Annotated in this window: 16 protein-coding genes; 13 read left to right on the forward strand and 3 right to left on the reverse strand. The window is 60.6% G+C overall.

Features of this window, described 5'->3' with window-relative positions:
• Window positions 1-125 precede the first annotated feature (125 nt).
• Window positions 126-557, forward strand: a complete 432-nt coding sequence (locus JY500_RS12555; RefSeq protein WP_206252812.1) for an HAD domain-containing protein — start codon at window positions 126-128, stop codon at window positions 555-557.
• A gap of 224 nt (window positions 558-781) precedes the next feature.
• Here the strand turns inward: JY500_RS12555 and JY500_RS12560 are convergent, their stop codons facing one another.
• The gene (locus JY500_RS12560) at window positions 782-2,080 is read right to left on the reverse strand and encodes an MFS transporter (RefSeq protein ID WP_206252814.1); all 1,299 of its coding nucleotides are present in this window, start codon (window positions 2,078-2,080) and stop codon (window positions 782-784) included.
• 242 nt (window positions 2,081-2,322) lie between these two features.
• Between JY500_RS12560 and JY500_RS12565 the strand changes: the two genes are divergently transcribed.
• The 8 genes from JY500_RS12565 (at window position 2,323) to JY500_RS12605 (ending at window position 13,550) form a co-directional block, all read left to right on the forward strand.
• Window positions 2,323-3,039, forward strand: a complete 717-nt coding sequence (locus JY500_RS12565; protein WP_206252816.1) for a hypothetical protein — start codon at window positions 2,323-2,325, stop codon at window positions 3,037-3,039.
• Between the two features lie 1,088 nt (window positions 3,040-4,127).
• Window positions 4,128-5,522, forward strand: coding sequence for a hypothetical protein (locus tag JY500_RS12575; RefSeq protein WP_206252818.1), 1,395 nt, complete (start codon window positions 4,128-4,130; stop codon window positions 5,520-5,522).
• 42 nt (window positions 5,523-5,564) lie between these two features.
• Complete coding sequence (locus tag JY500_RS12580; RefSeq protein ID WP_206252820.1) at window positions 5,565-7,184, forward strand: hypothetical protein; 1,620 nt, start codon at window positions 5,565-5,567, stop codon at window positions 7,182-7,184.
• Complete coding sequence (locus JY500_RS12585) at window positions 7,181-7,732, forward strand: hypothetical protein (RefSeq protein ID WP_206252822.1); 552 nt, start codon at window positions 7,181-7,183, stop codon at window positions 7,730-7,732. The genes JY500_RS12580 and JY500_RS12585 overlap by 4 nt, the downstream gene beginning before the upstream one ends.
• Window positions 7,733-7,760: 28 nt before the next feature.
• Entirely contained in the window at window positions 7,761-8,159 is a 399-nt protein-coding gene (locus JY500_RS12590) for a hypothetical protein (RefSeq protein ID WP_206252824.1), read from the forward strand.
• A 395-nt stretch (window positions 8,160-8,554) separates the two neighbouring features.
• Complete coding sequence (locus tag JY500_RS12595) at window positions 8,555-11,323, forward strand: CHAT domain-containing protein (protein ID WP_206252825.1); 2,769 nt, start codon at window positions 8,555-8,557, stop codon at window positions 11,321-11,323.
• Window positions 11,320-12,573, forward strand: coding sequence for a tetratricopeptide repeat protein (locus tag JY500_RS12600; RefSeq protein ID WP_206252827.1), 1,254 nt, complete (start codon window positions 11,320-11,322; stop codon window positions 12,571-12,573). Before JY500_RS12595 ends, JY500_RS12600 begins: the two co-directional genes overlap by 4 nt.
• Window positions 12,570-13,550: a hypothetical protein gene (locus JY500_RS12605; RefSeq protein WP_206252829.1), complete on the forward strand. Its 981-nt coding sequence runs from the start codon at window positions 12,570-12,572 to the stop codon at window positions 13,548-13,550. Before JY500_RS12600 ends, JY500_RS12605 begins: the two co-directional genes overlap by 4 nt.
• Before the next feature lie 545 nt (window positions 13,551-14,095).
• Here JY500_RS12605 and JY500_RS12610 read toward each other — a convergent pair.
• Window positions 14,096-14,482, reverse strand: a complete 387-nt coding sequence (locus JY500_RS12610) for an antitoxin Xre/MbcA/ParS toxin-binding domain-containing protein (RefSeq protein ID WP_206252831.1) — start codon at window positions 14,480-14,482, stop codon at window positions 14,096-14,098.
• A 197-nt stretch (window positions 14,483-14,679) separates the two neighbouring features.
• The gene (locus JY500_RS12615) at window positions 14,680-15,873 is read right to left on the reverse strand and encodes a M48 family metallopeptidase (RefSeq protein WP_206252839.1); all 1,194 of its coding nucleotides are present in this window, start codon (window positions 15,871-15,873) and stop codon (window positions 14,680-14,682) included.
• On the opposite strand from JY500_RS12615, the gene mblB reads away from it, so the two are divergent.
• The 4 genes from mblB (at window position 15,766) to JY500_RS12635 (ending at window position 20,871) form a co-directional block, all read left to right on the forward strand.
• Entirely contained in the window at window positions 15,766-16,722 is a 957-nt protein-coding gene (gene mblB, locus JY500_RS12620; protein WP_484549505.1) for an anti-phage 6A-MBL system MBL-fold protein, read from the forward strand. The two genes, JY500_RS12615 and mblB, sit on opposite strands and share 108 nt — an antisense overlap.
• Complete coding sequence (cap2-3, locus tag JY500_RS12625; protein WP_246479614.1) at window positions 16,656-18,983, forward strand: anti-phage 6A-MBL system cap2_3 protein; 2,328 nt, start codon at window positions 16,656-16,658, stop codon at window positions 18,981-18,983. Before mblB ends, cap2-3 begins: the two co-directional genes overlap by 67 nt.
• Window positions 18,980-20,053, forward strand: a complete 1,074-nt coding sequence (locus tag JY500_RS12630) for a patatin-like phospholipase family protein (RefSeq protein ID WP_206252847.1) — start codon at window positions 18,980-18,982, stop codon at window positions 20,051-20,053. The genes cap2-3 and JY500_RS12630 overlap by 4 nt, the downstream gene beginning before the upstream one ends.
• Before the next feature lie 122 nt (window positions 20,054-20,175).
• A complete protein-coding gene (locus tag JY500_RS12635) occupies window positions 20,176-20,871 on the forward strand; it encodes a TnsA endonuclease N-terminal domain-containing protein (protein WP_206252850.1) in 696 nt (231 codons plus the stop codon).
• Window positions 20,872-20,943: the final 72 nt, after the last annotated feature.

The raw sequence follows: 20,943 nt of genomic DNA on the forward strand, positions 1-20,943 counted from the left end.
GGACCAGATTTGTCTACCCGACCGAGGACAGTCCACTCAAGTGGTCGCCAGTCCATCGGGGCGCCCACTCGAATGAGGTATACGCGAGAATGAAGCTTCGACCTGGCGATAGTGGTTGTGCTCTCATGATCCTGTTCCTTGATTTCGACGGAGTGCTACACCCGCTCAACAAGGCGGAGAAGTTCACTAGGACGCATCTACTGGATACCTTTCTGGCCGCGCAATGCGACGTAGAGATCGTCCTATCGACGAGCTGGCGCCAGATATTCCCCTTGGCTGTGCTGCGTTCAAAACTCTCTGCCACGATTGCCGAACGTGTGATTGGAGCAACGCCGATCTTTCCGCGGGCAGCGCTGGAGCCGGCACCGACCGCCGTGCGTGAGCGCGAATGTCGGATGTGGCTTGACGCCAACGGACGAACGGACGCCGCATGGGTCGCATTGGATGACGAGCCCACGTTGTTTGCGACGCGAGAGCGGGTGATTGTTTGCGACTCAAGGGTCGGCTTGATGCCGGAGAGTATCGAAGCGTTGCAAAAACACTTTCGTACGTCGTGAGGGGCCGCTTTTGCAACCTAGCGCCCATCATTCCGTTTCATAAATTGCAAAGGCCGCTATGGCCGACGACAAGTCGGACGATGCAAAGAACTCTGTTGGTCCGTGCGCGGCTAAGCGCCAACGCCTAGAGCTCGGTGTCAGCGGGCAGTCAGCCTTCGGCGCGAACAGGGATCATTCGGCAAAGCGGCCGTTCACCCGTTCAAGATCGCGCCCTCCACCGCAAGTCATGTCGTCGAGCACTGCAAGGACGGATCCGGCTCCGCGTCCAAGAACGCCTGCGGAAAGTTGCGTCCGTAGAAGTTGTCGACCGCCTCATGCTCCAGCCGCATAAATGCGCGGAAGCCCGGCACCACCACCAAGCCCAAGGCAACGATCCCGCCAAGCAGCCCAAATCCGGTGAACACGGTAGCAACGGAGGCATGCAAGAGCGCGGCCCCGGCGAGCGCAGGCCCGATCATCCCGGCGATGTGGGTGGTCGTCACCGCACCAGCGACCATCCGTGCCCGATATGCCTGCGGCCGTGCCAGCATCCGGTGGGTCAGTCCCACCAGCACCATTGCAGCGTTCATAAAACCTGCGATCACGAATCCTGCAACCAGCCAGAGTCCGTTCGTTGTCAGCCCGGCGAGAGCAAGCGCAGCACCTTGCACGACAGCCGCGCCCACTCGCGTACCAAAGCGGCCGAAGCGGTTGATCATCCAGTGTGATCCGCCAAGTGAGCCCAGGAGCATGCCGAGCGACAGGCCCGCCTCGCACAGACCGAGCCATGTGCCGGACAGGCCAAGCGACTGCACCTTCAGGGGCACCAGTATCGTGAAGGTCGGGAACAGGAAGATCCATGACAGGAAGTTCACGAGAATCCAACCGCGCTCCATAGGAATGCGCCAATTCGCCCGCATGCCGGCGACCAAGTCGACTCGCCACCTTCTTTTATGCGCATGCGGTCGCACACCCGAGGGGAGATGGCGCGCCGCCGCCGCCGCGCATGCCAACAACGCAGCATTGAGCCAAAGCGTGATGGCCGTTCCAACCGCGCCCAGCACGACGCCACCGATCGCGGGGCCGACCATTCGGCCGGTCGCTTGCGCTGTCTGCTGCAGCGTCATCGCACGCGACAGAAGCTGCGGCTGGACGAGTTCGGTCGAGAAACTGCTGACCGCCGGCAGCAGCGCTGCCATCGCAAGCGCGGGCACGGCGCCAAGCGCAATCAAAACGCCCAGCCGGTAATAATGGATGGACGCCAGCGCGGCAACGCCCATGGACGCAATTGTGAACGCCACGAGTGCGCCAAAGATCAGCTGCCGCTTGGGCAACCGGTCACCGAGCGGGGAGAGCAGCGGCATTGCGACGAGCGCAAAGGCCGAGGTCACAGCCCCATACAGTGCCAAGTCGCGGGCTCCGCCCTCGCTGGCGATCCACCATGGCATGGCCACCTGTCCCACCATCAGCGCGAGCAGCGTTAGCGCGTCGCTCATCAATAGCCGGTGGAAATCTGAACCGAGCGCGGAGAATCGATCGAACAAGCTGAGACCCATGGTGAGTTAGGAAACCGAACTGGCTGGATGAGAGTGTATGAGTACTTGCCTGCCGGCTTGCGCCCGTTCGGGAGGCTACGGCCGACATGGCATCGACGTGACTGTTGGTGAGCGCGATGGGAGGGCAAGCGGACTTGGCTAAACCGGCCAGAAACGGACATTTGCACATGACCGGTTTCGGGTAGTCTTCCAGCAGTACCTGCCAGTCAAAAATCGCACATTGTCCAACTATGCAAGCCGAGTATCTTGCCCGTCTTAGTGAGCCAGTCCAACAACTCGTCCTCGAAGTGGAGGAGCGCGCGGGTGTTGAAATCAAGGTATGTCTCGACCCGAAGCAGAATGACGGAGGAACCACCGGTCAGGGAAAACTCGCAGTCATCATCAATGCCCATAGCATTCAACTCTTTGCACCGACCAACGGATACTTTCCAGATGGAGCGGTTCGACATGAAGTGCTGCATGTGCGGCGGTTTCATGTTGATGGAGTCCCAAAGCTGGCTCTAGCCGATAACGAAGAATGGGATGAAGACTTTTCTGATGCGCTGGGCGCTCTTGATAATGCCATTGAGCACGTCGTTATCGTTCCTGAGGAACTTCATTTTCATCCAGATCGACGCAAGCATTGGGAAACGGTGATGCAGGATGTCTGTTTGGCGCTTCCCAATGTCCCTGAGGGTGAGCGGCGCCTCGCGGTCTGTCTTCACTGGACATTCTTGCGTCATGTCTTGCCTGACGCGCTAGCGGTTGAGATCGTAAGGAGTTTTGCGAAGCAGCATTCATTGTTGGAATTCGCCGACCACTTTGCTGATCGGTTCAAGTCTGTAGTGGCTAGCAAGGAAGAGCTTTTGCGCTTCCTTTTCCTTACCTTCCCCGATATCCCCAGAAACCGTGCGGCTTTGGAATACATAAACAGTATGACGGGTACTTGCCAGAAGCCCATTCCATAGATCGACCACGGCAAGTAGATCGATTCCCAAAGCTACGCCCAATACGACAGTAAGCACTCCCGTGAGTGCGTCCCCGCTAGCGCTTAGCGGGGACGTTTGGCCGACCGTTATCCGACGCAAATGTTCGCTGCGCCTTGCTGCGGCAATGGGGCAGATACGCGCGACCATGGGATTTCAAAGCTGACGTTCGCGTGCCCCATGGGGCACGATTCCATGGATGTCTGCTAGGTCCAAGGTCCGGGAGTGGGGCGTCGGTTTGTCAGAGGGGCTCTCAGGCTTCAGCCCAGTAACCGACATTTCGTCGGCCTGAGCCGACATTCATGCGATCGCGCTCCGGGAGCGTGCGACCGTCGGCTTTGACTTCGCATGATCACGAGGATTCGACCCTCAGCAAACGGTTGGGGAATAGCAAACCGGACGTCCAGGCACAGGGCGGATGAGCCGTGGGCGTAACCCGCCTCTCCGCAGTTCAAGGCTCACCAACCCTTGGTTCGGCGCGTCGAACCGACCAGCCCTACAAGGCTTGAATGACGCCCAAGCGTCGATCAGCGTGCCATCCACGGCGAAGCGATTGGACGAGAGCAACTTGTCCTGGCGTGCCAGACGCACCACTTCGTCGAAGAAGCGCAGAACGATTTGGGCCTCGACCGGCCGCTCACGCAAGCGACTGAATTTCGACTGATCCAACCCCCTTGTCGTCCAGCACCAGAAAAAACCACCGAAACAGTAGGGCGTAATCGCGTTGCTCGCAGAACTGCCTATCCGAGCGCACTCGTAGGCACCCCCGGCAAGTCTGCCCGAGTGGATTGGCAGGCAGCCCCCAGGGTGACCTATTCCCACCAGTGTCAGTGGATTTGACACACAGCTTTGATCATTTCGCGAAAGCCAGGTGGAATCGTAGGTGGCGCCGTTCTTGCTTTGCCGGGCAACGTCACCCTCACACGACAACTCTTCAGGGAGGTCGCGTGTCTCCGCCCATTGAGTGCCTGTTTCCATGGTCAGCAGTCTGCGCAATCGTTCGTCGACGCGTCACTTCGATAGGGTGTGCGCGAGGCTCTGCGGCTGCGTTCGCGGCCATCTTCGTCGCCATGGCATCGGCTGGCGAGTCCCCCCAAACCGGCTCGGCGAGCCAAGAACTTGCACCCTACGCCGCAAGCTGCGGCGGTAAGAGCGAGTGCGGCGTCACTGACCAACTGGAAATCAAGCCGCTCGGCGCAGCCAAGGCGCTGCAGTCGGTGTGCATTCACTTCACCGGGGTCAGTTGCACCGCACAGGAGGCAATTCCGGTCTACAACCCCGATCCAGCGCACCCGGTCTCGGCGATGATTCCGCTCTCCCCGTTGGTGGAACGCTGGCTCAAACGGCACGAACAGGTGCTGCGCGATTCGCCTCGAGCAAGCCTGCCAGTCAATCTCGATCTGACCGACGCTGATCGCAAGGCCTTCACGATTGGGTTTTCGCTGAACATCTCTGCCCTGTGGAGCAACGGCGCCCTGCCACTGCGCATCACCTCGGCCAATTGCCAGCCGAACAACGTTTGTCGTTTAGGCCGCGATCTCACGCTGCAGGTTCCGCAACTCACCACTTGGGCGCTCGCGACCAAGAGCGACCCCGCCAAGCTGAGTTTGATATTGGGCAACACGAAGATGCCTGGCGTCGCCCGCTCCCCTGGACAAGGGACGCTGAGCTTCCGGCTCGAACGTCTGCCCAACGAGGCCGACAGTATGCGGGCCTGGAATGCTGTGATGTCGCAGGTACTGGCAGACGACCAGCATTCCATCCGTGTGAGCGTAGCGGACGACAAGGGAACGCTGGCCCAATCGGACCGTAACGCCCACTTTGAGGTGTCTTCATACCGACTTGTGTGGAGCCTACTCATCACCGCGATAGCCGTCTGTTTAGTCGCTTTGCCGAGCCGGCATTTCGGTTGGGTGTTTGTTCGGGACAGCTACACCCTGCCTGAAGACGTGATTGCCAGGCGCGAGATGCCGTATAGCCTCGGTCGCAGCCAGATGCTGTTCTGGACCGTAGTGGTGATTCTCGCGTCGAGTCTTGTCGGCTTGTCGACCGGCGACTGGCTCAGTTTCAACGAATCGACTTTGATCCTAGTGGGAATCGGCACCGGGACCGTGCTCGGCTCAGTGTCGACCGGCATGCCGCCGGTCCTGGAGAAGCTGGTTGAGGACTTCCGGGCAGCGGTGAGTGCCAATCCCCCCGACACAGCGGCGATCGGCGCGGCCCGTCAAGCGCTGCGCAACGAACTATGCAGCAGTGGTAACTGGTTCGCCGACGTGTTATCGGACTACGGCGACGACAAAGGACTCCATCGCATACAGAGCCTGCTCTTTACCGTGCTGATCGGTGGCTTCTTTGTCGTGCAGTCCTACCTACACGGTGCGATGCCCGATCTGTCGCCCAACGTATTGGCCCTGCTCGGAATCAGTGGCGGGGCCTATGTGGGCTTTAAGCTGGCGGGCCAATAGTCCTTAACGTGGCAATCACGGGATCCTGCAGAAGGGCATACCATGGACGGAATTGGCGAAGTGAGCACGACGTACGGCGCAGTGGCAAGGCTACGATCAGCAGTTGTGTGCGCGTGCGTGGCAGTGACGTCGTTAGCCGGATGCGCGACACCGCTGTTCTACGACGAGAACAGAGACAAGCAGGGCCAGGACCTCAAGAAGGCTGTTGCGGAGGCCAAAGTCGCCGACACGGTCGGAGGACTGGAGAAGTCATTCTCCGACATGGCGGGTTTGGAGGAAACGCGAGCAAGGGACCGGGCGGCCTACTTGTTCGATCGGGAATTGCAGATTGTGTCGAAGGCCGAGAATCTGGCATCGAAGTACGACTCGGGCAAAGGCACGACCGACGGGCTCTACACCGTGGTTGCTGCGCGGCTGAAGGACTTGATGGGCAAGACGCGGACCACCGACGACCAAAAAGCCTACAGCGCAATCAAGGCCAAGATTGAATCGAGGCAACGCACGCTGGACCAGTCGCTCACCGTCTTCCTCGGCACCACCGGACATCGCTTTGATAGTTGCCAGGCGGTGTACAAGCAGTTAGCCGACCCGGCTCAAAGTGACAACCAGCCCTCCACTGAGTTTCTGGAATCGTTTCCTGCTGACCGACGTGAGCTCGCGCGTTTGAAGTTCCCCGAGGTCGTGGATAAGTGCAAGGAGATCGATGACGCTTTGAAGGAGCGCAGCGAGTTCTTCGTCGCTGACACCGAACCCCGTCTCATGACGTTGCAAACGCGCCTGGATGAGTTGCAAAAGGAACTTGGCGACTACGACCGCGACTTGAACGCCGCTCGAGCGAAGCTCAAGGCCGATCAGAAGGCCGCTAGCACGCCGGCTGAGGGACCGGGCACGCTGGAGAAGGTGGAAGATCGTGCCAAGCGGCTCGGTGAGGTTGTCAGTTCGCTGGCTGAAGGCGTGAGGGCCGTATCTGACGCTGGCGAGCACGCGCTCGCGGTCGAGCGGCTGGCTCGACTCGAAGGCTTATTGCACGCGATCGCGGGCACGCCTACCGATGGCAAGGTTGCGCTCAGTGAAGATGATCGCGTCGCTGTAGCCATCATCCGCGACCTGCCGGCATTGGCCGACGAGGCGGACAAGCTCATGAAGGACGCAGCGCGGCCTCGATTAATCCCGTTTGTGGCAGCGGTGGAACAACAAACCATCGTCGTGCGCGGTTTTGAGGCGGTACGTGCGGCGAAGGTCAGGCGCATGGACGCAGTTCGCAGACAAGTGGCCGCCGTGATGGACGAGGTCGATGCACTCGTTCGCGTGCTCGCCGAACTCGACTGCGAGCCCACCTGGCACAAGCGTTCAGTCGGCGCATTGCTGGCCGATCTAAAGGGGCAACAGCGCGTCCGGTTCCTGCTGGCGCTGGCCGTCTACGCCGATGAGGTGAAGGCGTATCGGGTTGAGGGCGCCGCTTTGGCCGCCCGCGTCAATGCCATCGCCTACGACGAAGGACTGATCCGGTCGAAGTTTGCGGCTGCGCAGTGGGACGCTCTCATCAACATGATGGCCACGGTCCTCGCCGACTATCACGCGGCGGGCATCAAGAAGGCCGACCTCGCGGAGTTCTTCAAGGCGCTGGGTTTAGTGACTATTGGCGTAGGGGTGGCTCAATGAACGCACGACGAACGCTTTCGGGTCTGATGCTCGGTCTCAGTTTGCTCGCCGTCATTGGGTGCTCGACGCCCAAGCCGGTTCTTGATCTCGCGGGTCAAGGCTCGGCGAGCGTTGGGTTAGCGGAGGCTTCCCTGCGCGACTACATCACCCTGTCGAATGTGCAACTGACTGCGCGCATGGAACTCATGCGGTCCCAGGTGCGACAAGAAGCGCGCAACGACGGCAAGCGCGAGATTGACCTGTATCTCGCTGAGCAGGCGGGGTTGAAACCCAACGACGAGGCCGCGGTGCGCATTCGTCAGCTGGGCGACGATCACCGGCGCCTGCGCGAAGGCACTGCCACGGCGTTGCAAGACATCAATAAGCGCTTCACCTTCGACGACGCGAGTCTGCCGCAGGTGCCGACCGAGAAGCTGGCAGCTGCGAAGAAGGGATTCAGCGTGTTGGCGCAGGAATTGTCCCCTAAAGAGTGGGTGGAACTCTCTGTTGGCTACGCGCGCGAGATCAAGACGGGCGTGGACAAGATCACCCACCCGCCGAAACCGTAGCCGGCAAACTATTTGGAGGTGATGCGCGATGAGCCTTGATACAGACACCATCGAAAACGCCGACGAAGCATCGAGAGCCGAAACCGAGCGCTATGAGAAGGCCTACCGCGAAACGCGGCGTGTCCTGGACGAGTCCATAGAGGCTCTCGCCATCCTGGAGGAGCTTGAGGTGGATGCTGATATGCGCTTCCAAATATCGCAAAAGCGGGAAGCGCTAGAAACGGCGCGCACGGACCTTTGCAGCGCGAACATTGCTTTCCACACGGGCAAAGCGACAATGCGCCCGCCGCCGCCGCCGCTTGTTAATGAGATTCAGGCGTTGTCGAAGCAAGCCGTCGAACTTACCGTCGAGAAAGCCTCGGCAGAGGCTGTGCTCAAACTCGCGACGAGTGCGTTGAATAAGTTCGCCGAAGTGCAGACCATCTGACTCTCCGCATTTACAGATCCAATCGCTCAAATGGATGCATGCCGAGACCGAGTTGAGCCCGCATAGGTCACACTGAAAATGCCGGCACAGTTGACTAACGTGTCCGGCAATCGCTGAGCACCGTGCTGGTCGTGCTCAACGCCGACGGGCTCCCGCCGGCCATCAACGGTCGTTGGTTAAGAGCTGCTTCCATGCATCCAGTCCTCCATGCGAAGCATGTCAGTGAGGCCCGGATCGGAAACCATGGCACCTCGTCAATTGGGCGGACGCCATGAAGACACATTTCGATCCGCAGCTAAAGGCCAACCTTTCAACGGGCGACCAAGAAGTCGCGGGCTTTGTCCACCGTGGAGAACTCGCTGGCTGGCGCTCATCACATCTCAGCGGAGGGAAAGATGCGAGCAAATGCGTGCCGACGTCGGCCGGCGGGGCTGGCGCTGAGGATCCAGCCGATCCTCGCCGCCTGCGTGTCGGCCTGCAGCCTGAGCATAGCCCTGGCCCACGTCGCCGAACCCACCTGGTGCGTTGGACAAGCGCCAAGCTACGCAGACGTAGCGTCGGCCGCCCTGCTGCTGCAGGCAACGCAAGACGCTTCCCGTGGTGAGAACGATTCAGCACTCGGGCGCCTGTGCACCGCATACATGCGACGCGACGTGCAGCGTGACCCCCAAGTGGCGGGCAACGTCGCCAATTTTGCGGGGACGATCCTGTTTCGCGGTCCGGGCAACCTCGACGCGGCGATGGCGGCCTTCCGGGATGCCATCTCGCACACCGATGTGCGCCGTCACCCGAGCGAGGCAGCGACGGCACACGTCAACCTGGGAAACGCCTTCTATCGAAGGGGCGCCTATCCCGACGCACGCCTGGAGGTGGACACGTCCGGCCAGATCGCCAACACCATTCCCAACGCAGACCTTCGAAACGCCGTCCTCGCCACGATCGCCATCAAGCGTGGCCTGCTCGCGGAAGCCACCGATACCGTGGAAGCCGCTGCCGCGCAATACCAGGACGCGCTGAGGCTCGCCGCGATGGTGTCCGACCAGGCCGAGCCCAACGTGCGCGCCGCTGCGACGAACACCCGTGGCGAAGCGATGCACAACCTCGCCGGACTGCAGTCGACCACGGGGCGCTACGCCGAAGCCATTCGCAGCTGGCTCGAACTGCGCGACTGGGCGCGCGCCAACCGCTCCGACGTGACGGAGTACTGGGCGACGTATTCTCTCATGACGGCCTACCAGGATCTGGAGCGCCACCGAGAGGCCCTCGCGCTGGCACCCGCACTTGACGACTTGCAGCGACGGTCGCCGGACGCAGGGCTCAGGGCCAGCACCCAGATGGCGCGCGCCCGCTCTTTCTATGCGTTAGGCCAGCTCGACGCCGCCATGCCTCCGTTGAAAGAGGCTGCCAGCTACTTCGCTGACCAGCGGATGGTCAACGAACTCGCCCAGGCACTCAATTCGATGGGGCTGTTGGCCATGTCGCAAGGGCGTGCAGCGCAGGCGCGGGAAGCGTTCACGCGCGCGCTCGAGGGCCGGCTCGTGCTCAAGGATCGTGTCGGCGAAGGACTCACGCTCAACGCCTTGGCGGACCTTGCGTGGAGAGAAGGCGACGCCGATGCAGCGGTGGACTTACTGCAGCAAGCCGTCCAGGTCTTGCAAGCCACGCCTGCACCGCTGGTCTATGCCCGTGCGTTGGGCTCGCTCGGGGTCGTCCTGCAGGACCAAGGAAAGAAGCAGCAAGCGCGCGATGTGCTCGAACGCGCGGTCGACCTGCTGTGGCGTTACCGGGCGGTTCGTCAGTCGTCGCTCCTCGGCGCCAACGAGAACGATCACGTGCGGCCGATTTACAACGCGCTCTTGCAGGACTATCTTGCAGACGGCGACGACAAGCGGGCGCTGAGCATCGCGGAGCAGGTGCGCGCCGCCGGCGTGCGCAGCGATGCCAGTGTCAGTCCGGACACGGCACTGCGCACCGCAGGCGACCGATACTCGAAGGCGCTCGCGCGAGCGCGCGACAGGGTGTTCAGGGCCATGAGGTCCCAAGAGGAGGAGCCCGGTCCCGCTGCGGAGCAGGCCGTCGCCGTCGCACTGCGCGAGATCGACGCGGCCGTGGCGCAACTCGAACTGGCCTTGCCTGCTGAGCAGCGCAAGGACAGCGGGTTTCCGGTCCTGCTATCTTCCGTCCAGCGTGCCCTGGGGTCGTCGCGGGCCCTGCTCCTGTACCACAAGACCGAGGACAGCTGGCTCCTTTTCGCGGTGACCGATGGTTCGATCAAGGCCATCCCTCTGGAAATCAAGCCGCCGGTCCTCTCCGGCCTCGTGACCTCCTTCCGGGAGTTCTCTTGGGACGACGGCGCTGTGCCACCGGAGCTGAAGGCGCTTTACGCGGTGCTCATCAAGCCTGCAATTCCCAGCGTGGGCACTCGGGACCTGATCGTCGTGCCGTCGGCCGAACTCAACCAGGTCCCCTTCGTCGCTTTGCACGATGGGCAGGACTACGTTGCCCAAACAAGGTTGGTCACCCAGGCCCTCGGCGTAGGACACGCCCTGCAGTTGCTCACCGCAGGACTCCCGGTCCATGACGCACGGGGTGTGTTCCTGTCGGCCGCGGCGGTCTCCACGATGCCGGCGCTGTCCCATGCCGACGCCGAGGCCAGGTACGCCGCGGACAAGTTGCCGAACTCGAGGGTCGCCCTAGATGCCAGCTTGCAGACCTACTTCTCCCTTGCCCCTGGCGCCTCAGTCATCCATATCGCGGCCCATGCGGTCGCGGACACCGCCCATCCACTCCTGTCGCGCATCGTCCTCATGCCCGCGGGCCTGGGAGACGGGTTGCTATCGGTGAGCGACATTCGTCGCGCACCGCTGAACGCACGACCGCTCGTCGTCCTTAGCGCATGCGAAAGTGGAATTGGCCGAGTGCGCTCCGACGAGTCGGTACAGGCGCTTTCCAGCGCCTTCTTGCAAGCGGGAGCCGACGCCGTAATCGCCAGCCTCTGGTTGGTCGACGATGCATCGACTTCCTCGCTCATGGGCGACTTCTACGAGGCGCTCGCCAACCGAATGGCCCCGCCACTGGCGCTACGCGCTGCCATGCAGCGTGCCATGAAGCGCAACCCGCACCCCTTCTACTGGGCTGCCTTCACCTACACGGGACCATTATGAAACGCAACCGCCCGCTGCGCCGTCCCGCCGCCAAGAAGACGGCGGCGGACCGAGACCAGGCGTTGAAGGACTATTCGGCCGCCGTCGACGCCGTGGAGTCCACGGTCACCACCGGCTCGGCGTGGACGTTGGCCATCTCTCGCACGCAGCTCGCCGAACTCCTGCAGGAGGAGAAACCGATGGACCCCGAGGTGGATCTCGAGCCGGTCGCCGCACTGGACGAGCGCGCCAAGACGGCCTTGGGTCGCATGACCGGCGACTCTGCCAAGGTGTTCGAACGATTGCGCGATGCGCGCGACGTCGACCTTAAGCAATGGTGGTGGACGCCGACGGTCTGGGTGGGCACGACCAACGAACCGCTGTGGCTGCTGGTGACCGCCGCATGCTGGGGCTTGGCGCTTACGTTAACCTCGGACACGATTAACCGCTGGCTGGTGGGCGGACCGGACTGGACTAGCGCCATCGCCATCTTGATCCAGGCCTTCGTGGCGCTCTTGGGGGGGGCCGCATTCGTCGAGTGGGGCCGGCGGTGGCTGCTGTCCTTGGCCGCCCTGACCAGGCAAGCAATTGGACGCCGGCACCAGCTCGCACTTGCCACGACCATTGTGGTCCTGGCAACCGCCATCGGCGTGCGTGCATCGCTGCCCCGCATCGCGGAGTTCTACCAGGTCCAAGGACAAGCCCATTTCAAGCAGGGACGGCTCGCGAGCGCCTTGGAAAGCTGGCGCCGCGCGTCGTCACTGGACCCTGATTCGTGGTCCTTGCGCTACCAGCTGGGATCGGTGCTCGAACGCCTGGCTGACACCGACAAGGCGATCGCGGAATACCGGCTTGCCGCTGCCTCCCCCGAGGCCCCGGCTTCCGTGCACAATAACCTCGCGCGCCTGTACTTTGCGCAGAAGAACGACCCCACGTCCGCCTTGGCGTTGCTGGAACCCACCCTCAAAGCGTATGGCAAGGAAGACGAAACCCGGTATCGCCTGCTGGTGAACCGCGGAGCCTCCTACCTCTCGCTCAAGTTGCCGGCCCTCGCGAAATTCGACGCGCTGGCGGCCCTACAGCTTGCCCAAAAGCAGCACTGGGCGTCCGCACCGAGTGCCTCCTGCTTGCTCGCGCTGGCGTCGAGCTCAGTCACGTCGGGAGACGTGACGCCCTGGGCGCCATGCCTCTCCTCATCCGACCACGACGAGGTCAGCGATCCGCGCTGGCTCGCCACCGCGCGCGAACAACTCCTGAAGGCCAAACCATGAAACTCGTGGCGTGCGGCGCTTGCCTCCTGGCGGGACTTCATCTTTCTGTGCCGGCTGTTGCTGCCGGCGTTGTTTCAGCGGTGGCAGGGCAGGCCTCGGTTCAACGAACGGCGACCGCGGCTCCGGTGCCATTGCCGGTCGGGGCACAACTCAACGATGGCGATATCGTGCGACTGCTGCCCGGATCGTTCGCCGAGGTGGTGTGCGGGGACGAGCAGCGAGTCACGATTCGCGATGCGGTCCAGGTGTTCGCGTGCAAGGCGGCGGGGAACCTCGTCTTCTCTTGGAATGGCAAGGACCTGCCGAGCCCCAGGGCCGAAACGCGGGTGCTGATGCCGGCAGGCACGCAGGTGCTCGATACTCGACCGTCCATCCGCTGGACCAAGTTGAACGCGACCCGGCAGGTTCGTGTCGTCGTCCGCGGAGGCGACATTCGCTGGGAACGCCTAGTCCATGACACCGGCAAGCTGGCGTACCCAGCGGACGCACCGCCGCTTGCTCGAGGACGTGCGTATCGCGTGCTCGTCTTGGACCCGGATGCCGATCAAGACATCGCCTCGGGTTCCCTCAACTCGGGCTTCAGGGTGCTCTCAGATGTCGAGGCGCAGGCTACATCGCAACTCTTCAAGGACTTGGATGCCCGGGAGGGGTTGCGGCCACTGGACCGGTTGCACTTGGGCGCGCGGGCGCGCCTGCTCGCCGGGTTGAACGCTGATACGATCGAACTGCTCGAGCCCGCCGCGACGTCCGCGACCGCAACCGCAGCGACGCTGTCACTGCTCGGAACCGCGTGGCGACGCACCGGATGCCTCTCATGCGCCCTGCCTATCCTCGAGCGCGCCTATACCGCAGCAACCACCAATGGCGACGAATATACCGCCGAGGAATCGGGCACGCTCCTCGTGGAGATATATCGGAAGCAGAACCGAACAGCAGACGCCAACGTAATTGAGAGACGCATCGCAGGGGGCCGCTGAGCGCGGGGCAGCCCCTGGCCGAACTGGCGGCCGACCGGTCGAGACCGTGGGATCCCGGCTGCCGTGAATGGCGCGCTGCGTCAGGCGTTGTGGTCCGACCCGCGCAGTGTCCGTGCTTCTGAGTGGGCGACAACGCTGGCCACATGCTGCTGCATCAGGCGGTACAGAGTGGTCTGCTCAAAGCGGTGGCGCTGATAGCGAGCGGGGCGTCAACCGGCGCCCGTTGGGGCCGCCCGCCGATGTTTGCCCTCTTGTGCGGCGCTTCCAACGGGGCCTACCTGCGGGTCCGAACGGCGGCTTTGCGGCAACGAGCTCAGAATAACGGACGACTCTTGTGGGTCGGATCCTCGCGCCCACGAGATTTCAAAGCCGACGTTCGCGTGGTCACGGAACACGATTACGTGAATGTCGGCTAAGGCCGAGAAGATGCCGCACAGATTCTTCGATGTGGTGATCGCTGCTGCGGCACTACTACTGTTGGCGCTCGGTGTCGGAGCAACCGAAATTCAATAACGGGCGTTCGCAATCCCTATCCGTAACAGCGGTTAGCTGCGAGTGAGATAAGTATCCAAGTAATCGAGGACCTCAACTAGACCACCGTCTCTTTGGATCATCTGGCGCGGGGATTGGCCGCCGAAACTTGTGACCGGAGCATCGAACCACGATCGAGCGGCACCGTCCTGGTCACCAACAAGCGCCACAAGGGAACAGTACATCTGCACCACTTGAACGGAGGTATCCCACGGTTTGGTTCCGACTCGCAGTCCGCTACCGTGCCGTTCCATCCGCGTAATCGTTACAGCGCTCATGCCGATTACGGAGCCGAGTTCAGTGCAGGAGATCCCGAGCCGCACTGCGGCTTCAAACAAGGCCCTCGTGAGCGCGCGGCCCTGATCCGCAGTGGCGGAGATTTGACCGAAGTCTTCTTCCATTGCCCCTCCTGTCGTGCAAATGCAAATCGAGTGCCACACGATTAAACGCCGTCCTTCCGACGACTAAGAAACGCAGATAAGAATATAAGCCCTGCCAGGCCATCCGCTGCTTGAGGCGCTCACGCTCGAGTGGCGCAATCTGTTCAAGATGAATGCTGTTCATGGCACAGCAGCTATTGAGAACAATGTCGCCGGTCTCAGCGACGCAGGTAAGCTTCTGCGCGCTCATCCAGCCGCTCTTTGATCTTTCGCCAATCTGGCATATGCCTGTCCAGCATCGAGTAAAAGGCCGGGCTGTGATTGTGGTGCTCTAAGTGGCACATCTCGTGTAGCAGCACATAGTCAATGGCCTCACGCGGCGCCTTGACCAAGCATGGGTTCAATGTGATACGCCCTGAAGGTGAACAGCTTCCCCATTGGCGCTTCATGAACTGCAGCCGTACAAACGGCAGTTCACGAACCCATCTCAAAGGCTCGGCAATTACAGGCAAGCGTTGCGCGAACACCTCACGGGCACGTTGCCGGTACCACGCATCGAGAGCTGATCTGATCATCGCTGGGTCGTGCGTTGGCACCACTGCGGTTATGAATGCTCCGCGCATACGAACCTCCGCCAAGGCTTCAGGAGTGACGATCACCTTCAGGCGGTAGCGTCGTCCCAAGTAGTGCAAGGACTCGCCGCTAACGTAGCTTTCAACGGACTCTTCGCTCAGTGCAGCAAAGGCGTCGTCGCCCAACACCAGGCGTATCGCCCCGAAGTAGGCTTTGGCATGCGGCTTATCCGCCAGCGCATCCGGCACGCCTGGCGTTGCGCGCGAATCCAGCTTCTCCTCGAAGGATTTGAACAGTGCGTACTGTTTGAGCGGATGATCGAACATTGCTTCTGCTTCGGCGATTGCCTGCCGCAGGAGTTCTCCGAACACTTTCTGCGCATAGGGGTCGTCGGCAAGTTCTTGCTCGATTGTCTTGCGCACGCGGGTGCGGATCATGTCCGTCTCGTTGCGTGTTTTTTCGTCGGACCAGTCCTTTGGCTCCTCGGGCTGCCCCAACTGGTGAACCAGATAGACACCCTCGGGCTCACGCACTTCGGTACCGATGACCTGTTTATCGACCAGCTTGCGGATCTGTTCCTCGTAGATGCTGTAGTCCACCGTCTCCATGGCATCGCGCCGTGCTGTCTGGCGCAGCTCTGTAAAGAAGCGAAGGTCATTTTTGTAGCGGGCGATGAGTTCCTCAGAGAAGCTTTTGAGCTTGATGCGGCTGGGCGCGACTACTTCGATGTAGTGGCGTTCACGCATGCTGACGCTGACCACATTCAGGGCAGCACCGAGTTCTTCGAGCTGCAACATGCCGCCAAGTACCAAAGTGACGAGCGGATCAAGATCGAGCAACTCTGGGTGCCTGCAGCGATGGTTCTGGAGAGTGCGGCTAACGACAAGCAGAGCGAGGAGTTCGTCATCCTGCGGCAGGAAGCCCGTCACCGCCTGCTCGAAGGCAAGGACATTCTGGTCTTTTCAAAGCCGCAAGCCCTGATGGATTGGCTGGTTCCGAAGCTCAAGGAGCGCGGAGAGGCTGCAAGTGCTCGTGACCATCTGTTCGTCGATGCAGGAACGCTCGTGCCCGGATTCAGCCTGGCGGCTGACGGTGCCGAGTTTTTTTGCCACTCGCCATTCATCGAGCACTGCGAGGACGGCGACATCATCCGGAACTCTGCCGCTCTGGTATTCAACGTGCGCCTTCAGGCTGGTGCCGAGACGTTTGACTACCTTGAGATCGGTGATGCGCACTGGGAAGACCTTGAGGAAATCGTACGCATCACGAAGTACCACAAGAACGACGACCGCCTGGCCTGGGACTTGATCAACATTCCCCATCACTGCAGCTATCTGTCGCTCAGCGATGAAAAGGGCGAGAAGGAGACCGAGCCCAAACCGAGGGTCAAGGAGGTGCTGCGGGCTGGCAAGCGTGATGCGTACATCGTCAGTTGCAGCAAGCCGGTCGTTGATGCGAAGGAGTCTTACGACCAGATTCAGCCTCCCCACATCCAGGCTCGCAAGGCCTATGAGCGATACCTGAAGGAAGTTGGTGGCCGCAAGTTCCTGGTGACGATGGAGGAACCCAACGCCACCAAACCGGAACCCCTGGTGTTCGATGTAACCGCCAATGGCGTGTCATGGACGAAGGCGGCACCGGTTGGAGCGCCCGCCATCATCACCAGCCGCCCGTCGCGAGCCGGATGATGGCTGAAGAGTTCCACGAGCTTGCTGAATTCGGGGAGGTCGCTCGCCCCGATTTGCTCACCCTGCGTCGCGCTCAAGCCCTGGTTGCTGCTGTGCGTGACGCAGCCGACTATGCGCTGGTGCAATTGCTGTCGCGTGACATGCCGGGCGTTGGACGCTTGGAAGCCTTGGTCGTGGACGTTGAGTGCGACGGAGTTCCGTCCAGGAACCCGGCGGGTATTCAATACCGAGAGCGCCTTGCCCTTTGTGTGCCGGAAGACAATAAAGCACAGGTCGAAGTGTTGGCGCTGCGCAAATCGTTTCCTGTTTTGATACATCAGAACAACGGCACGCGCGATGGGGTTGCGAGCCTGTGCCTCTACTTCGAGCCGACACCAACCGTGCTACGGACGTGGACGCCACAGCGATTTCTGCGCCGCATTCAGTGGTGGCTGGAGCAAAGCGCCAAGGGCGAACTGCATCCGGCTGACCAGCCTGTGGAGCATCTTTTCTTCGCCTCCAAGTTCGAGCTTGTTTTGCCGGGGAACGTCGATGCGCTTCGGAATGCCGGCGTAAAAATGGCCGTCGTTCGGGGGCCTGCAAGGCCGGACGGTGGGGGAACCGTATTCTTAAGGCCTGCCAGGGATGGCGGCAACGCACCGACGACCCTCGCATCGCACATCGACCTGACGCTGCCACCAGTGGTGCAAGGTTTTGTTGAGCGTGACCCCATGACCCTGGGTGATTTGGCCGACCTTCTGAGCCAGCGGGAAGTTAATTTGCTGCCGCACCTTATTACAGCGTTGAGCAATGGCGTTGGGCCTGAGGGGGTTTCTGCCGAGACCGCGGTGCCCTTCGTGATCATCATCTTGCATGTCCCTGTAGTGCGGGCTCTCGGAGGCTTGGCAGAACGTATCGCTCGACGCGCTTTCCTGATTGAGGGGAATTTGCGCGAGTTGGGTGTGAAGGCCGGCGCCCTGTATGTGCATGAAAAGCGTTACTTCGCTGAAATTCAGGGATCCATTCTGGCGCGCGAACCGGCTACCGAATGGAAGAAAGAACCCATTTTTCCTATGGAAGTTCTGCACTTCCCGGACGCCTCGGCCGCGCGCAAACAATCCAGTCTTGATGACGAAGGACCGTGCGGTGTAATGATTGGAGCTGGGTCGCTAGGCAGCGCCATGTTGAATTTGTGGTCTCGCGCCGGCTGGGGGCGTTGGTCAGTCGTCGACAAGGATCACGTCAAACCGCACAACCTGATCAGGCACGTCGCATTCGCGCATCATGTTGGCGAACTGAAATGCGATGTTGTGGCAGAGCTGAGCGAGGCCGCTACCGACGGGGCCGCAAAGGTTGCGCCTGTCAGAGGGGATGCTTGCGATCTTGCTGCCCATGCTGTGCAGGAGGCTCTGACTACCACTGAGCTGGTGGTGGATGCCTCTGCTGCTCTGGAGTACCCGCGTCAGGCCAGCTTCCGCGACAACCTTCCGCGACACGTTACGGTATTTGTGACACCCAACGGAAACGGGGCTGTCTTGATGTTGGAGGATCTGGCGCGATCAATGCGCCTGCGCACACTAGAAGCTCAATACTACCGAGCACTGATTCGCCACCACTGGGGCGCGAAACACCTGGAAGGCAATCTCGGAACCTACTGGAGCGGGGCAAGTTGCAGGGATATCTCGGTAGCCATGCCGTACTCGCGCATTGCCGCCCACGCCAGCACGCTGGCCGAGCAAGTGATGCGGCAGGCCCAATCGGAGAAGGCCTGTGTTCGTATCTGGGATCGCGACCCCGATAACGGAGGCGTCGCTGTGTACGACGTTGAGCCCGTAGCCGAATGCTGCCTCAGTTTTGGTGAGCTGTCCGTCTTCTATGACGAAGGGCTTTCGAAGCATTTGCAGGCTCTTCGGCATTCCGCACTGCCGAATGAAACTGGCGGGGTGTTGCTGGGTTATCACGACTTCAATGTCGGGGCGATTGTGCTGGTCGATGCTCTGCCCGCACCAGCTGACAGCTACGCAAATCGCAGCTCCTTTGAGCGTGGCACCGCAGGTTTGCTACAGGCTGTCCAAGAAGCTTCGACACGAACCGCTGGCGTCGTTGGTTACGTCGGCGAATGGCACAGCCATCCTCCCGGGCACTCAGCCACACCAAGTCGAGACGACATAGTTCAGCTGGTGGAAATCAGCCTGGGCATGCACGGCGATGGACTCCCCGCGCTTCAGCTTATTGTGGGAGAGGGAGATATTCGAATTCTGCAAGGGATGGTAAAAGCATGACGTCTTCCGCAAAATCAATCGCATTGGCTCTCTCTGGCGGCGGAATCAGGGCCATGGTGTTTCACCTGGGGGTCCTTAAGCACTTAGCCGAGCGAGGTCTGCTGGAGTCCGTAGAGAGAATCTCCACGGTTTCAGGGGGAAGCCTGCTTGTCGGCTTAATGCTCCAGCAGAACCAAATGCGCTGGCCGACTTCAGAGCAGTTTCTGACGCATTCGCTGCCTGCTCTGCGAGAGGCGCTGTGCACACGCAGCCTTCAATGGGGCGCGGCACGGCAACTGTTCAACCCGTGCAACTGGCGGTTTCTACTTTCACGGTCGAATTTGTTGGCGCTCGCGCTTCAGAAAGAATGGCAGGTCACATCCACCCTCACCGATCTGCACGAGGGACCGGAATGGTCAATCAATGGCACCACTGCTGAGAGCGGGAAACGGTTCCGCTTTAAGCGCCTGGACATCGGTGAATACACCTTGGGCTACGCTTCGGCAGCGAACTTTCCGCTGGCGAGCGCTCTGGCAGTTTCTGCTGCATTCCCCGGGGGCTTTGGGCCACTAGCTTTGGAAGCTGAAAGATACGAATGGCGCAAACGCCCATGGGACGCTCCCCCGGAATCTGCCGAGCAAATAGCCCCAGCATTCAGTCGGCTGCATCTATACGATGGTGGCGTGTATGACAACCTGGGTTTGGAGCCGCTCTTTGACGCAGGCCGGCAAAAGCCAAAGCAGGAGGGGTGCTACATCATCTGCTCCGATGCCGGAGCTCCGCTTGCATCGGGTTTTGACATGGGCCCGCTGAATGCTGTCCGGCTGATGCGCGTTGCGGACATCATGTCAGATCAGTCACGATCGCTGCGTGTTCGCACGCTAGTGAATTACCTGCAGCAGACGCCATCTTCCGGCGCCTACCTGAACATCAACACCCCACTTATGGCGAGGAGCGATAGCCAATTAACGAAATTTGCTACGTCGTTTCCAACAACACTCCGCCGCCTTAGTTATACCGAGTTTGACAAGCTTGCTGCGCATGGTGCCGCCGTTGCAGAGCACGTTCGGGCTGAGTATGGACTCTTGTAGTTCGTGTTTCGAGCGATGGCCGCGATTACGCCCTAATCAGAGGCGCAATTGATGCGCAAACGGAGGCGGGGATTGTGTGAAATACCAATATGCGGGCAAATGACAATCATCGGCAATTCCCAATGAATAAAACTACCAGCCAATCCCGCAACAAGATTCTGACTATCGAATACCCAAAAGATGGAAGTCACCGCGCCCGCAAGGTGATTAGTCGATCGAAGGCCCAGCCTACGGGTAAATACCCCTCATGGAAGATGGGGAGGATGGTCCACTGGGAATCACCACACGAGTTGAATGCATATCGCATATTGGATGCCGACCCGGAAGTCCTACGATTTCATGAACAGCCGCTAGTCATCCATTTTATCCTGAACGGTGAGGAGCATCGGCACTATCCCGATGTATTGGTTGAGTTCAGTGCGACTCGCGAACTCTGGGAAATTAAGCCTGCAAGCGAAGCGATGAACCCCGAGGTCGTTGCTAGGACGAGGCTACTGGAACGCGAACTTCCTCGTAAAGGATTCGCATACCGAATGGTAATTGGTGAGGATCTAACAAGAGAGCCGCACCTATCCAACGCACTTACGCTTCTCAAGCATGGCAGGCAGCAGATCAGCCTGCTTGAGCAGGAGCAGCTTCGCCAACTATTTCAACGGGGCAAGAGAATCACTTGGGCATCAGCTCTGGATGAGCTTGGCTCGAACAGATCACGCCTGCTTTGCAGGTCCTTCTTGGAAGGAAGCGTCACATTCGATACCGAGCAGAGGCTCGGACCTGAAACAAACTTCTGGAACTCCGAACAGAAAAAGCGGAAATAAATGAGCACATCTTCATTTCAACAAGGTGCGGCGATAAAAATCGACGGCAGGCAGGCCACCCTGTTGAGGAAA

The sequence above is a fragment of the Niveibacterium microcysteis genome (assembly GCF_017161445.1).
GTDB classification, from domain to species: domain Bacteria; phylum Pseudomonadota; class Gammaproteobacteria; order Burkholderiales; family Rhodocyclaceae; genus Niveibacterium; species Niveibacterium microcysteis.

Excerpts from the sequence above, each read along its gene's own strand:
- JY500_RS12600 (WP_206252827.1), top strand. The coding sequence starts at position 11,320 with ATGAAACGCAACCGCCCGCTGCGCCGTCCCGCCGCCAAGAAGACGGCG.
- JY500_RS12555 (WP_206252812.1), top strand. The coding sequence starts at position 126 with ATGATCCTGTTCCTTGATTTCGACGGAGTGCTACACCCGCTCAACAAG.
- JY500_RS12575 (WP_206252818.1), top strand. The coding sequence starts at position 4,128 with ATGGCATCGGCTGGCGAGTCCCCCCAAACCGGCTCGGCGAGCCAAGAA.
- JY500_RS12565 (WP_206252816.1), top strand. The coding sequence starts at position 2,323 with ATGCAAGCCGAGTATCTTGCCCGTCTTAGTGAGCCAGTCCAACAACTC.
- JY500_RS12610 (WP_206252831.1), bottom strand. The coding sequence starts at position 14,482 with ATGGAAGAAGACTTCGGTCAAATCTCCGCCACTGCGGATCAGGGCCGC.
- JY500_RS12605 (WP_206252829.1), top strand. The coding sequence starts at position 12,570 with ATGAAACTCGTGGCGTGCGGCGCTTGCCTCCTGGCGGGACTTCATCTT.
- cap2-3 (WP_246479614.1), top strand. The coding sequence starts at position 16,656 with ATGGACGAAGGCGGCACCGGTTGGAGCGCCCGCCATCATCACCAGCCG.
- JY500_RS12590 (WP_206252824.1), top strand. The coding sequence starts at position 7,761 with ATGAGCCTTGATACAGACACCATCGAAAACGCCGACGAAGCATCGAGA.
- JY500_RS12595 (WP_206252825.1), top strand. The coding sequence starts at position 8,555 with ATGCGAGCAAATGCGTGCCGACGTCGGCCGGCGGGGCTGGCGCTGAGG.
- JY500_RS12630 (WP_206252847.1), top strand. The coding sequence starts at position 18,980 with ATGACGTCTTCCGCAAAATCAATCGCATTGGCTCTCTCTGGCGGCGGA.
- JY500_RS12580 (WP_206252820.1), top strand. The coding sequence starts at position 5,565 with ATGGACGGAATTGGCGAAGTGAGCACGACGTACGGCGCAGTGGCAAGG.
- JY500_RS12585 (WP_206252822.1), top strand. The coding sequence starts at position 7,181 with ATGAACGCACGACGAACGCTTTCGGGTCTGATGCTCGGTCTCAGTTTG.
- JY500_RS12635 (WP_206252850.1), top strand. The coding sequence starts at position 20,176 with ATGAATAAAACTACCAGCCAATCCCGCAACAAGATTCTGACTATCGAA.